The sequence below is a fragment of the Eudoraea algarum genome (assembly GCF_050589645.1).
GTDB lineage: Bacteria > Bacteroidota > Bacteroidia > Flavobacteriales > Flavobacteriaceae > JBNGOQ01.
In genome coordinates this window covers 944,177-958,902 of record NZ_JBNGOQ010000002.1, presented here as the reverse complement: position 1 = coordinate 958,902, position 14,726 = coordinate 944,177, and the positions used below count along the sequence as shown (strand labels likewise).

Sequence of the window (14,726 nt, the reverse complement as noted above, 5' to 3'; positions counted from 1 at the left end):
TTAGTGTCTTAGTTTTGCATATATTTTAAAAAGCCGTGGGAAGTTCTGTTTTAGAATAAATCGCAGCTTCTTCTCTTTTTTCACTCTTATTTCATTTTTATTAACAATTGCACCTAGATTCAGGTTTGCAAATTCATCAATAGCTTTTCTTTCTTTTTCCTTGTCCTTAATCACAAAAAAGGGTACACCTTCCTTTGCCTTATCTTGCAGGCACGTCCACTGGTATAGAATACCAACGGTCATTATTGTATTTTCGTTAAAATTTTTGAACAAAATTTCATACAAATTTTCGGGCACAATAAATCCGTAGTCGGCAGGATCCGCATTGGAAAGGATTAGGCTAAGCATGGTACGCTGACATTTGTGGCATGTGCTACAGTTATAGCTGGATCGAGCTTCTGCATAACATACTCGTAGTTTTATGCCTACTCTACTTTCCTTTACATAAGCCACCACATTGTCAATTTTGTCCGTACGCCGTTGGTCGTAACCATCATGGGTAACCGTAGTATTGGCCCACTTCATGTTTTCGTCTATTTTGGGCGAGGATCCCCAGCTATAGGTCACTTCATGGGTCGCCGAGGCGGCAATTCGAACATCCCGCAGGCCAAAAGTATGGCTGAGGGGGGCCAATACCCCCAGCAGTGCCATACCGTGCTGAACGCTTCCCCACCAACCTAACCCGGCCAATAATTCTACTTTATATGTATAGAATTCCCTTAGATTGGATTCGATGTAAAAGAGGCGTTCGTGATTCACTATGGTTTCCTCTGAATTGAACTTCTTAAACTGATTCCAGCGCTTTGTATCAGCTATTTTGACGTCTGCACCATGTATGGAAATTAGAAAGGGGTTTTTGTCTATGTTCCTTATCAACGAATCATAGGAATCCAATCCTCCACTATAAAGCAGTGAGGTGTTGTTTTCCCCAATAGTGTTTTCCTTTAAGGATCCTACATGAAGTTCGCCCCTAAGTTCTTTGCCAGGATGGAAAATCAAGAACTGTTCCTTGAGTTTTTTTAAGGATTCATGAAAGGTGGCATCCAACTCATTGACATGCACGTCGAACCCTACAAACCAGGAGATGGGCATAATGTTGGCCAAGAGGGGTATAACCAGCAAGCTGGGCGGTGTATCCCCAATATATTGGTCATAAGCCGCATAGTATGGCTTATCTAAGTTAAAGTACTTTTTAATACCCTTGCTTACAGTATACTCATACTGCACTCTGGAACCATTTTGGGTGATTGTGATGTTATTTAGAGTAAAATGATTCATTTAGCTCTTTTTACTTTATTTACTGCAGACAATAGGGCATCCTTAAAGAGTTTTTTCTCAAAAGCTATCGTTCCTAAGTTATACATAATAAAACCGTACACTATCGTATAAATTACTGCTTTAAACACAAAATTAAACCAATTTTCACCAGGAATGTAGTTAATAAAATAACCAAGGAACACGACCAATAAAAAAGACAAAAGGGTTTTATGCAAAAGCTCTTTAAAAAAACGTAATATATTGAGTCGGATTACTTTATGATAGTAGAAATTCATAACGTTTTGAACAATCAACCAACCTGTTACGGAACCGGAAATCATGCCTATAGCTCCGTAACTCTTGGCGAGAAAGGCTCCGAATCCGGTTCCAAGAATTAAAAATACAAGATAGATTATAGCTTTGAAGGACAATTTGTTTCTTGCTTCCAAAATGGAATTTCCGAACCCTTGGACTAAGGGTAGGGTATAAGCGAACATGATGGTCAACGCAATAATCCAAGAATCGTTATAGGATTCCCCGACCCATAACAATACAAATTGCTTTCCATAGAGAATAAAGGCACCTAAAATATACATTAATACAATAAAGGACAATCTGCCGATCTTAATCATCATATTGGTCAGTTCTTCTGAGCTTGCATTGGCAACCGTCATCTGCGTGGCGCGGGGGAGGAAGACACCCGAAATGGCTGTGGAGAACGCTCCATAATAAGTGCCCAGCATCACACCTACAGCAAAAATAGCAACCATAGTAGTATTTGCTACCACTCCCAAAACCATCTGCCCAACCCTCCATTGGAACTGTCCTACCAATACAAAAACAAAAATCCAAACGGAATAGCTGAAAATTCGCTTGGGAAGCGCCAGACTGTACTCGTGTAATTTGAAGCGGACCTTAAGCTTTTTAAAAACAAAGGTAATGGTGACTATGATCAATATCAGGTTGAGCGAAGCATCCAGAATTACCATAGACACCGCTTTTCCCCCCATTAACAATAGGGCTACCACCAAGGCGGATCGTACCAGGTAGCGAATTATTTTGGCCGATTTTGGAAACACAAACTGCTCATAGCCAAAACAGATGCCTTCAAAAGCTCCGGCCGGAAGGCCTATGGACAGGGTGAAAACAAGAATAGCGAACATAATTTTCGCTTTCTCAATTTGATCCGGAGTCAAGGAATCGGCAAAGATGTTTTCAATATTTAGATAACAGATGGTTCCAATAATAAGTACTAAAAACGAAATGATGGAATAAATGACCATGGTGGTCGCCAGAAAGTTTTCCTCCCCTTTCCTGTCCTTTTCCGCCCTGTACTTGGCCACAAACCTCACAACGGTATTGGTAAGGCCAAAATCGAGTATCGAAATATACCCTACAAACGCACCGATCAAGGTATAAAGACCGAACTCCTCGTTGCCCAGTTGCCGGATAATAAATGGCGTTAGAAGCAATCCCACCAAATTGGTAAGAATGATGGTGGTGTAGTTTAAAAAGGCTCCTTTTTTAAGTTGACTCAAAGCATCTGGTTTTTAGCACCCTACGAGTGAGGGGTATACTGTTGTTTTATAACCTACCGTTTACTTCTTCTTTAATAACGCCTTTAACATCGTAAATAACCCCCTTTGGTCCTGTCAACGCTTTGAGATCAAGATTCAAAAATTCCTTATGGGCTACGGTTAGCACTACGGCATCAAAAATAGTATTAGGTAGTTTTTTGGTGGTTTCCAGTCCATATGAGTGTTTAACATCTTCAGGTTCTGCCCAGGGGTCATAGACCGTAACGTTCGTTCCAAAGCCAATAAGATGTTTGATTACATCATAGGCTCCCGTATTTCTCACATCAGGACAATTTTCCTTAAAGGTGATGCCAAGCACCAGAACCTTGGCGTTTTTGATGCGAACATCTGCCTGTACCATCAATTTGATAACTTCTGAAGCCACATATTGGCCCATACCATCGTTCAATCTTCTACCGGCCAGGATAATCTCCGGATGGTATCCGAATTCCTGGGCGCGTTGCGCTAAATAATAGGGGTCTACCCCAATGCAATGGCCTCCAACGAGTCCCGGTTTGAATGGCAGAAAGTTCCATTTGGTCCCGGCAGCTTTCAACACCTCGTTCGTATCTATCTGCATAAGGTTAAAAATCTTGGCCAGCTCGTTTACAAAGGCAATGTTGATGTCGCGCTGGGAGTTTTCAATGACCTTGGCCGCCTCCGCTATTTTAATGGTAGGGGCAAGGTGGGTACCGGCGGTAATGACCGAAGCGTACAGCGCATCCACCTTTTTTCCGATTTCCGGAGTGGACCCTGCCGTTACCTTTAATATCTTTTCTACCGTATGTTCTTTGTCCCCGGGATTAATACGTTCAGGGGAATAGCCGGCATAAAAATCCACATTGAACTTCAGCTGGCTCACCTTTTCTAATACGGGCACACATTCTTCCTCAGTAACTCCGGGATACACTGTGGACTCGTACACAACGATATCTCCTTTTTTGAGTACTTTTCCAACCGCCTCGCTAGATTTGTACAAGGGCGTGAGGTCCGGTCGGTTATTTTTGTCTACAGGAGTGGGAACCGTGACGATATAAACGTTACAATCCTCTATATCCTCCATATTTCCGGTACAATATAGGCCTTTGGTCATGACAGGATTGTCCTGTAATACCATTTGAAGGGCCTCATCTGAAACTTCGAGTGTGAGATCTTTGCCCGAGCGCAGCTCGGCGATTCGCTCTCCATTAATGTCAAACCCGATAACAGGGTACTTGGTTGCGAAGAGTCTTGCTAAGGGTAGACCCACATACCCCAAACCTATAATTGCTATTTTTACGTCTTTCAAATCTCAGGTGTTAAGTTATCTTAAATTATCCCAATACCATTTGGTAGCTTCTTTTAATCCTGTGTTAATGTCAAATTCGGGATGATATTCAAGGAGTTCTTCGGCCTTGGCGATGGAAGCCAGGGAGTGTGGCACATCGCCCTTTCTGTTAGGGCCATATGTAACAGGAATGTCTGCAATGACACTATCAAATTCAGATAGGTATTTCTTTAGCAGTTCGGCCAATTCGTTTAACGAGGTCCTTTCCCCATAGGCCACATTATATACTTGATTTACAGCATCCGGATTAGTAGTCAACATGGCTTTCAAATTCATCTGAACCACATTGTCTATATAGGTGAAATCCCTGGAATACGTACCGTCGCCATTTATTACGGGCGACTCGTGTTGCATGAACTGCATCACGAATTTGGGAATCACCGCCGCATAAGCCCCGTTGGGGTCTTGTTTTCTACCGAAAACATTAAAATAGCGAAGACCTATTGTTTCAAAACCGTACGATTGATAAAAGATATCGGCATAAAGCTCATTTACGTATTTGGTGATGGCATAGGGAGACAAAGGCCTTCCGATGATATCTTCTTCCTTTGGTAGGCTTTCAGAATCTCCATAGGTAGAGGAGCTTGCTGCGTAAATAAAACGTTTGGCACCAGCGTCCCTTGCTGCGACCAACATATTTAGGAAACCCGTAACATTTACCTCATTACTGGTTATGGGATCGTTTAAGGAACGTGGCACTGATCCCAATGCCGCTTGATGAAGAATAAAATCCTGGCCAACACAGGCTTTATGGCAGGTGGCAAGGTCGCGGATATCCCCTTCGATCAGGCTGAAGTTTGGATGATCGATTATAGCATCCAGATTTTCTCTTTTTCCCGTTGCAAAATTATCGAGACAACTAACCCCAAAATCCATTGCAACCAGTTTTTCACAAAGGTTAGATCCTATGAAACCGGCACCTCCGGTGACCAATACTTTAGTCTTTTTTGGCATCGAGCACTATTTTTAATTACTAGGCGGCAAATATTATAAAAAAAAACCAACTTGACACCCCTTTATATGTCAAGCGTATGTTATCAACGATGAAATTCAATAAAAGTTGAACCCCTTAAAAGGCAGGCACTTAAAACCTAAGCCCATCAGGGAAATGCCCCCTGCCGAATAAAAATGATGGGAGCTAATCACAATCCTAGGAAACATCATGGAAACCTCAAAAATGTTTCGTGGTTGTCTTACCTAATTTTGTGAGGTGCCATACACCTATCCATAAAGAGGGAACTTATTTTTTAACGGACACATCTATTGGTATCGGGTGGCGTTAAAGATGATTGGAAGACAATACGCTGTTCCGAATACCTATTTCCCTTCCCCGATCTGATAAAACTTAAATCCAATTTCTTCAAAACGATTTTTGTCCAAAATCCTTCTTCCGTCGAATATAAATGCCGGCTTTAACATTTGATCGTAGATAGTCGTCCAAGGCAATTCGTTAAATACATCCCATTCCGTAAGAATGGCTACGGCATGGGCGTCTTTGGTAGCTTCTACAGGGTCGCTGACCACGGTGACCAGTTTCCGGTTCTGTTTCTCACTTCTGGTATTCAGGTAGTCCAGGTCTGCATATACCCTTTCCGCACTTACCTTAGGGTCATACACCAGAATCTCTGCTTGCTCGTCAAGTAAGGCATCGGCCACATATATCGCGGCAGATTCTCGCGTATCATTTGTATCTTTTTTGAATGCCCAGCCGTAGAAAACGATTTTTTTACCGGACACGGTATTGTAGAGGGTGTTTACAATATTATTTGCAAAGCGTCGCTTTTGATAATCGTTTAAGGTGATAACTTGCTCCCAGTATTCGGCCACCTCAGTTAGATTATACGACTTAGCGATATACACCAAATTGAGGATATCCTTTTGAAAACAGGAACCTCCAAACCCTACAGAGGCGTTCAAAAATTTTGGCCCTATTCGGGAGTCCAACCCGATTGCTTTGGCTACTTCGGCAACATTGGCATCTGTTTTTTCGCACAGGGCAGAGATTGAATTGATCGAAGATATTCGTTGCGCCAAAAAAGCATTTGCAACCAATTTGGAAAGCTCGGACGACCATACGTTGGTCTGCAGTATGCGCTCGGCTGGAAGCCATTGGGCATAGACATTACCAAGTATTTCCTTAGCCTTTTGCCCGGAAGGGGTATTCTCCCCTCCAATAAGAATTCTGTCAGCATTCAAAAGATCGTCTATTGCAGTTCCTTCCGCCAAAAATTCGGGATTTGATAAAATCTCAAAGTTGACCCCTTTTCCCGTATTATCCAGTATTTCCTTTATGGTCTTGGCGGTTCTAACGGGCAAGGTGGATTTTTCAACTACAATTTTGTCTTCCTTGGCGACCTGGGCAATGTTTCTTGCGCAAAGCTCAATATATTTTAGGTCAGATGCTTGGCCCTTACCTTTCCCATAGGTCTTGGTGGGCGTGTTTACGGAAATAAAGATCATCTCCGCCTCGTCAATGGCCTTGTCTATCTCTGTGGAAAAGAAAAGATTTTTGTTCCTGGTCTCGGCAATGATTTCTTTTAAACCCGGCTCGTAAATGGGCAAATTGTCCAGATTTTCATCGTTCCAAGCACTGATTCTATCCGCATTGATATCGACCACGGTAACCGTAATCCCTGGACATTTTTTTGCAATTACAGACATGGTAGGACCACCTACGTAACCTGCGCCGATACAGCAAATTTTGGTTATTTCCTTCATTCTTAACTAAATGTTTATTCTCAATTTAATCTATTGGTGTATTGTAATAACTAAGGAACCAGTCTATATAACATTTAATCCCTTTTTTTATAGAAGTCTTGGGAGAATAGCCATAATCCTGGATCAAACCATCCACATTGGCCCATGTACGTTCCACATCTCCCGGTTGAATGGGGAGCATATTTTTTTTTGATTTTTTCCCCAGATTGGACTCGATTTCCTCAATAAATTCGGTTAATTTAACGCTCTTATTGTTACCAATATTATAAAGCTTATAAAATTCCTTGGCAGCGACCCGTTCATGGGTGTTTTTTTCAATCACCCGGGTAACACCTTCCGCAATATCATCTATAAAGGTAAAATCCCGCTCCATCTCTCCATGGTTAAACACATTTATGGGCTTCTCCTTTAGTATGGCATCCGTAAAGAGAAACATGGCCATATCTGGCCTCCCCCACGGTCCGTAGACCGTAAAAAATCGAAGACCGGTCGTCGGAAATTTGTATAGGTGGCTATAGGTATGGGCCATTAATTCATTACTTTTCTTCGTAGCCGCGTACAAGCTTATGGGGTGGTCTACAGCATCCGTAGTCCTAAACGGAATATCCGTATTGAGGCCATACACACTTGAACTACTGGCATATACCAAATGTTTGATTTCATAATGCCTACAACATTCCAAGACGTTCAAAAACCCATTAATATTGCTGTCCACATAGGCTTCGGGGTTTTCAAGGCTGTAACGCACGCCTGCCTGGGCCGCTAAATTACAGACGACCTCAAAGCCTTCGGAGGTAAAAAGCTTGGGCAGCGCTTCCCTGTCTTCCAAAGATAAACGAACAAATTTGAAACTGTTACCATAAGTCTCGCTAGCAGACATTTGGCCAAAGCTTTCCGCTTGGTCACGTGCTATGCCCAGTTCCCTTAATCTTGCATACTTGAGATTGGGGCCGTAGTAATCGTTGATATTATCCAAACCGATGACGTGGTGCCCATTCTCTAAAAGTCTTTTGGCGACATGAAACCCTATAAACCCTGCAGCACCGGTAACCAATACTTTCATCTCAATAGCTAGGCGTTAATTTTGGAACAAATATTTGACAAAAGTATACAATAACGAACTTTGATGGTGCATTAAATCCAAAATAAAAAAAAGAGTTGGTTGCCAAGTCCCTTTTCACCTCGTTCGGAATTCAAAACCCACGGGCCAATCCCACAATTGTTCAAAAAAAAGGCTGTGTCCCCAGGGTTTGACCCGAAGGATTAGGTTTGGGAGAATATTTTTTATAAATTGAAAGGTGCCTAACGATTCCCAAAGAGCCGTACATAGGGGATTTTTGGGGATGAGCTATTAAGAGTATGGGCAGTTGTTATATGTGAGGAAAAGGTCACTTTTATCCGTTCAAGGGGAAAATTATGGGGCGGTTGACGGATTTTTTAAATCGTTTGCCGAATTATCTTCCTTGCTTATTCCATTTATAGATTATAGGCCTACTTTTATAGCTTGTAAAGCACTGGAAAAACCATTAGATAATCAACATATTGAAAACTATTTCCCGAAATAAGATTTGGTTGTCTTCTCCTCACATGGGAGGCAAGGAGCAAGAGTATGTCAACAATGCTTTTGAAACCAACTGGATTGCGCCCTTGGGACCTAACGTGGATGGGTTCGAAACGGCTATTCAGGACTATGTTGGAAATTCTTCTCACGTTGCCGCGCTAAGTTCGGGTACGGCAGCTATTCATTTGGCCTTGGAACTACTGGGTGTATCACATGGTGATGAGGTCATCTGCCAAAGTTTTACGTTTTCCGCCTCGGCAAATCCCATTCGGTACTTAGGAGCAAATCCCATCTTTGTGGACAGTGAACCCCTTACATGGAATATGTCGCCCAACTTGTTGGAGGAAGCTATTTTGAACAGGATAAAGTCCGGGAAGACCCCTAAGGCAATTATTGCGGTTCACCTATACGGTATGCCCTATAAGGTAGATGAAATAAGGCAATTGGCCGATAGGTATGACATTCCCATTATTGAAGACAGTGCGGAGGCCTTGGGAAGCTCATATAAGGGTGTCAAATGTGGCACCTTCGGCGATATAGGTATTTTGTCGTTTAATGGAAACAAGATTATTACTACATCTGGAGGCGGTGCTTTGCTTACCAAAGATTTAGAGGTTAGGAAAAAGGCCGTGTTCTTGTCTACCCAGGCCAGGGACAATGCACCCCATTATCAACATTCTTCCATAGGATATAATTACAGGATGAGTAATGTTCTTGCAGGTATTGGACGCGGACAGATGGAGGTTTTAGAGGAGCGCATTTTGGCCAGAAGAAATAATTTTGATTTTTACTTGAATGCCCTAGGCAACATTGATGGTCTAGAATTCTTGCAAGAGCCTGATGGATTTTTCTCCAATCGATGGCTTAGCTGTATCCTTACCCCTACGTTTGCGGTTAGGGAAAAGATAAGACTTGCACTGTCGGAATTGGACATAGAATCGAGGCCCTTGTGGAAGCCTATGCATTTGCAGCCGATTTTTCAGAATTTCCCACATTTTTCTGATGGAACCTCGGAAGATTTATTTGAGCGTGGCCTATGTTTGCCGAGTGGCTCCAATCTCAGCGAGGAAGACTTACATCTGATAGCCCATATTACTAAAACATCCCTAACATGATACAAAACTACTTGACCGATACCGTTTTTAGATATTCCTCCAAGTGGCTCGTGCTAGCGATAGACCTTGTTATCTTCGGAGTTGCTTTTATACTTTCTTACTTCATAAGGTTTAACCTGACGCTTAATTTTGACGTGGACATGTTATTTGTCCAATTGCCCTTTGTTATGTGTATTACCTTGGTGGCCTTTTTGATAACGGGATCCTACAAGGGCATCATACGACATACAGGGGTTAGGGACGTTTATAACCTGTTCAATGCCATTTGCCTGTCCAGTATTTTATCCATTTTTATGGTTATCGTGAACAGGCAGTTCGGATTTATAGACAATTTTACCATTCCATTGTCCATCATCATTATTCACAGTCTGGTGGGTTTTGTATTGCTTACGGCCTCCAGATATGTGTTCAAGAGCATTTACTACAATCTGATCAACAAGTTCAAGGCCACTAAGAATGTGCTCATATATGGAGCTGGGGAATCTGGTATTTTAACGCATAATGCCATTACGAACCGTTCTTCAACAAATGCCAAGGTGGTTGGCTATGTGGATGATGACAAGAAAAAGAACGGGAAGTTCATAAACGGGGTAAAAGTCTATGGCAATGAGGTGCTAACGGAAAGTTTTATTCTTAAAAAGGACATTTCAGAGGTTATTTTTTCTGTTCAAAACGTAGATCCCACTAAATTACGGGAGTTGGTTGAAAGCTTAGTGGAATTTCCTGTATTGGTCAAGATTGTTCCCCCCGTGGAGGATTGGATAAACGGAGAACTCAGGCTTTCCCAAATCAAGCAGGTCCAGATAGAGGATCTGTTGGATAGGGCACCGATAAACATAACAAACTCAAAAATACCTCAGGAACTCAGGGACAGAGTTGTTATTGTTACCGGAGGGGCCGGTTCCATTGGGAGTGAGCTTGTTCGCCAAATTTGCAAGTTCCAATATAAATCACTAATTATCGTAGATCAGGCAGAATCTGCCTTGTACGATCTACAACAGGAACTTAAGCAAAACGGTCATTTTAATTTTATGGCTATCGTAGCGGATATTCGGGACAAGAATAGGATGAACCATATTTTCCAGGAGTATAAGCCCAATCTGGTCTTCCATGCTGCCGCCTATAAACACGTTCCCTTAATGGAGTACAACTCTTATGAGGCCATAAAGATCAACATAGCGGGAACCAAGGTAATTGCAGATTTGTCGCTAAACCACAAAGTGGATAAATTTGTTTTTGTGTCCACGGATAAGGCGGTCAACCCGTCAAATGTTATGGGAGCTACCAAGCGGATCGCTGAAATGTATATCAGCTGTATGCAACAGGAAGGCAAAACGAAGTTTATCACCACCCGTTTCGGTAACGTGCTTGGATCCAACGGTTCCGTTATCCCCCTGTTTAAAAAACAAATCGAAAAAGGCGGACCTTTAACGGTTACGGATAAGAATGTTACACGATTCTTTATGACCATCCCGGAAGCCTCGCAATTGGTTTTAGAAGCGGGCGCCATGGGTGACGGAGGTGAGATTTTCCTTTTTGATATGGGCGAGTCGGTCAAGATCTTTAATCTTGCCCAAAACATGATCAAATTGTCCGGGCTAAGGTATCCCGAGGATATCGACATCAAGATTACCGGGCTCAGACCTGGGGAAAAGTTATATGAAGAGCTTTTGGCCAACGGTGAAAATACCCTTCCTACTTACCATAAGAAAATCATGATCAGTAAGGTGAGGGAGTTGAATTATTCAGAAGTCCGCTCCAATGTTGACGAACTTTGTGTTGCCAATATGTTCTTTAAGGAAGATACGGTGAGGCTGATGAAAAAAATTGTGCCGGAATATGTCTCAAATAATTCGGAGCTTTGTAAATTGGACGAAAATAAGGAGGCAAAAAAACCGAGCGCTACTCGAGATCAGGTTTTGCAGCCTTAGGCATCCGAACCACAATCGTATAAAAACAGCTTTATGCACAGAAAAAATATCTTTTTCCGCTTTGTCCCAATCATTCTTTTAAGTTTCATTTTTTTGTTCTCCTGTGCTTCCAGGCAGGATGTTGTCTATTTTCAGGATACGCAGAGCTTTGAGACATTGATAAGCGATAATACCTTTACTCCAAAGTTTAAGGTAGATGATCTTATAAGCGTACATGTCTCCACCTTGGATCCAGAGGCAAGTGTTCCGTTTAATCTACTTGTAGGGGTTTCTGGGGACTCCGGTGCTAATGCGGGCATTGTTGCTGAACAGGTGAGCTATTTGGTGGATAAGGATGGGGAGATAGATTTTCCGGTATTGGGCAAGGTAAAGGTAGAGGGGCTTTCTCAGGAAGAACTTAGGGTACTGCTACGAGATAAGCTTTCAGAGTATTTAAAGGACCCTATTATCAATATCAGGATATTGAATTTTACCGTTACCATTTTGGGTGAGGTAAGGCAACCTGGCACCTATCCCGTAATCGGAGAACAAATCACGATTTTGGAAGCACTAGGATTGGCCGGTGATTTAAACATTCGAGGCCTTAGAAACAACATATTGGTAATCAGGGATTTTGATGGAACCAAAGTATACAATAGAATAGACCTTACCAGTAAGGAGGCCATGAAATCCCCGGTATATTATTTGACCCAGAATGACGTTATATATGTAGAACCCAACCAAGCAGCGGTGAATACCTCCGCTTCTACTCAGGGACTTACAGTAACACTGTCCGTTGTGGGCGTTTTACTTTCCGTGGCAACCTTGGTAGTAACATCAACTCGTTAATTAAAAATTTTGCACGTGAGTCTAAGTTCTGAACCTACTACTCCCAGTACCGATAGTTTTGATTTAAACGGATTCATAAAAACCTTTACTAGGCGTTGGGTATGGATTATTGCATCTGTTGTAGTAGCTCTGATACTGGCCTATGTTAATATTAGATATACGCCACCAAAATTTGCTGCCCAAGCAAAAATTCAAATTTTGGATGAAGGGAACTCCGCTCCGGAGTTGGGCGTGTTCCAGGATTTGAACGTTTTTTCTGAGAACAACAATAGTAGGGTTCAAGATGAGATACAGGTGTTGAAATCAAGATCAAATTTAATCCAGGTGGTTAGGGATCTGGGTTTAAATGTGAGGATTATTTCTATGGGAAATATTCTGGACTCTGAAATTTATGATACGGATGCCCAACCCTTTAAGATTAATTTTATTGCTCCAGATTCCATTGTACATAATTCAAAACTTCAATTTTTTATAAACCCCTCAACCGATACCACCTTTGGTTTTTCCAGAAGTGAAGATGCTCCTATGCAGGTATACGCGTATGGTAAAAATATTGATACTCCCTTGGGCGATGTTGTGATTCTTCCCACAAAGGCAGATCTTGGGGAGTACCGAGGAAGGAAATTCAAAATAGTAATCAGCAAGGTGGAAAAGGTAGCGGAATACTATCGGAGAGCGCTTACCATTACCCCGACGGACAAGTCGTCCAATATTTTAGACATTTATTTGGAGGACCAAATACAAAAAAGGGCTCAAACGGTAATTGATAGGCTTATTTCCGTTTACAATAAAAACACCGTGGAGGACAAAAAAATAATCGCGGACAGGACGTCTAGATTTATAGATGATCGGATTGCAGAGATCTCCACAAACTTATCCTCGGTAGACAAAACGGCTGAAGATTTTAAAACGGGGAGAGGATTGACTGATATTGCCTCTGAGGCTAACATCAATCTTAACGTTGGTGTTGAGAATAGGCAAGAGCTGGAGAATACTACGGTTCAGTTGAATATAGCTTCGTCCATGAAAGATCTGGTCGATAGCCAGATTGGATATGACGTCCTTCCATCGAACATTGGCCTATCCGATCCTTCCATCACTAACACCACTGCGCGTTACAATGAGTTGGTGGCCGAACGTAAAAGGTTATTGAAAAGTTCCAATGAGAAAAATCCGATCATCGTAAATCTGGATCAACAATTAGCTGGGCTTAAACGCAACATGCAGTCTAGTCTCAACAGCATGACCAACAATCTCAACCTTAGGGCAAATAGCTTGAGTAGTCAATTATCACAAATAAATTCAAAAATCTATTCAGCACCTAAAAATGAAAGGGCTTTACGTGATATAACAAGGCAACAGCAAACGACTGAATCTCTGTACCTGTATTTGTTGCAAAAAAGGGAGGAGTCCCAAATAGCATTTGCCTCTTCCTCGCCGAAATCCAAAGTAATTGATAATGCGTATAGCTCTAATTCTGGCCCCGTATCTCCCCAGAAAAACACGATTTATGCAGCGGCCTTGTTTTTGGGGCTTATGTTGCCGCTATGTCTAATATATGTGAGGGACTTATTGGATAATAAAATACATAACAAAGTTGGGCTCGAGAAAATCGTAAAAGACGTTCCCATTTTAGCAGAACTGCCACGGCTTTCCAAGAAGGAAAACAAATTGGTTTATAACGAGGATCGATCGGTGTTGGCCGAATCCCTGCGTATTTTAAGGACAAACCTGGACTACATGATAAAGTCGGGCAAGGGTTATGGTCGAAGAAACCTAATTTTCATTACTTCCAGTATTTCGGGGGAGGGAAAAACCTTTTTGTCCTCCAACCTGGCCATGGTATTTGCAAGTACCAATAAAAAAGTACTTTTGATCGGGGCTGATATCCGGAACCCCAAACTGTATACTTTTTTCTCGGGCAAGGAGTCCGATAAATTAGGAAAACCCAGGAGGGTGAGAGATCTAGGCCTGACCGAATATCTTTTTGATGAATCACTTACTTCCAAGGATGTTATTAATCCTATGTTGGTCCATACCAATACTATTGATATTATATACTCAGGAAAGGTACCTCCCAACCCTGCAGAATTGTTGATGAGTGGAAGAATGAAGGAGTTGCTGTTTGAGGTTTCGGAAAAATATGACTATGTGGTAGTGGACACCGCTCCACTTATGGTAGTTACCGATACGCTTTTGATCAGTGAATTCGCAAGTCATATTTTGTATGTTACCAAAGCCGGTTTTACAGAGCGCAAAGTAGTCGAGTTCCCTCTAAAACTCGCCAAGGAGGGCAAATTAAAAGGCTTGTCATTCATTGTTAACAATGTTAAGTCGCTAGATTTAGGGTACGGGGGAAAATATGGCTATGGCTACGGTAAGACCCTGAAGAAATGGTGGAAATTTTATTGA

The 14,726-nt window shown here is 42.0% G+C and carries 10 protein-coding genes; 4 read left to right on the top strand and 6 right to left on the bottom strand.

The features are described 5' to 3' along the window. The 6 genes from ACRD67_RS10680 to ACRD67_RS10655 all read right to left on the bottom strand — a co-directional run bounded on the left by ACRD67_RS10680 (position 1) and on the right by ACRD67_RS10655 (position 7,942). Positions 1-1,278, bottom strand: coding sequence for a hypothetical protein (locus ACRD67_RS10680; protein WP_430967126.1), 1,278 nt, complete (start codon positions 1,276-1,278; stop codon positions 1-3). Then, complete coding sequence (locus ACRD67_RS10675; RefSeq protein WP_430967125.1) at positions 1,275-2,795, bottom strand: lipopolysaccharide biosynthesis protein; 1,521 nt, start codon at positions 2,793-2,795, stop codon at positions 1,275-1,277. Before ACRD67_RS10675 ends, ACRD67_RS10680 begins: the two co-directional genes overlap by 4 nt. Positions 2,796-2,841: 46 nt before the next feature. Continuing rightward, a complete protein-coding gene (locus tag ACRD67_RS10670; protein WP_430967124.1) occupies positions 2,842-4,122 on the bottom strand; it encodes a nucleotide sugar dehydrogenase in 1,281 nt (426 codons plus the stop codon). A 15-nt stretch (positions 4,123-4,137) separates the two neighbouring features. Then, positions 4,138-5,115 (bottom strand): SDR family oxidoreductase, encoded by a 978-nt coding sequence (locus tag ACRD67_RS10665; protein ID WP_430967123.1) that lies wholly within the window; start codon positions 5,113-5,115, stop codon positions 4,138-4,140. 363 nt (positions 5,116-5,478) lie between these two features. Beyond that, positions 5,479-6,879, bottom strand: coding sequence for a nucleotide sugar dehydrogenase (locus tag ACRD67_RS10660; protein WP_430967122.1), 1,401 nt, complete (start codon positions 6,877-6,879; stop codon positions 5,479-5,481). A gap of 25 nt (positions 6,880-6,904) precedes the next feature. Continuing rightward, positions 6,905-7,942, bottom strand: a complete 1,038-nt coding sequence (locus tag ACRD67_RS10655) for an NAD-dependent epimerase (protein ID WP_430967121.1) — start codon at positions 7,940-7,942, stop codon at positions 6,905-6,907. Between the two features lie 524 nt (positions 7,943-8,466). On the opposite strand from ACRD67_RS10655, the gene ACRD67_RS10650 reads away from it, so the two are divergent. From ACRD67_RS10650 to ACRD67_RS10635, 4 genes are read left to right on the top strand one after another with little or no spacing between them, the layout of a single operon-like run. After that, the gene (locus ACRD67_RS10650; protein WP_430967163.1) at positions 8,467-9,555 is read left to right on the top strand and encodes a DegT/DnrJ/EryC1/StrS family aminotransferase; all 1,089 of its coding nucleotides are present in this window, start codon (positions 8,467-8,469) and stop codon (positions 9,553-9,555) included. After that, positions 9,552-11,486 carry a polysaccharide biosynthesis protein gene (locus ACRD67_RS10645; protein WP_430967120.1) on the top strand — a complete coding sequence of 645 codons (1,935 nt, stop codon included), beginning with the start codon at positions 9,552-9,554 and terminating at the stop codon, positions 11,484-11,486. Before ACRD67_RS10650 ends, ACRD67_RS10645 begins: the two co-directional genes overlap by 4 nt. A 33-nt stretch (positions 11,487-11,519) precedes the next feature. Then, positions 11,520-12,314: a polysaccharide biosynthesis/export family protein gene (locus tag ACRD67_RS10640; protein WP_430967119.1), complete on the top strand. Its 795-nt coding sequence runs from the start codon at positions 11,520-11,522 to the stop codon at positions 12,312-12,314. Positions 12,315-12,329: 15 nt separating this feature from the next. After that, positions 12,330-14,726 (top strand): GumC family protein, encoded by a 2,397-nt coding sequence (locus tag ACRD67_RS10635; RefSeq protein WP_430967118.1) that lies wholly within the window; start codon positions 12,330-12,332, stop codon positions 14,724-14,726.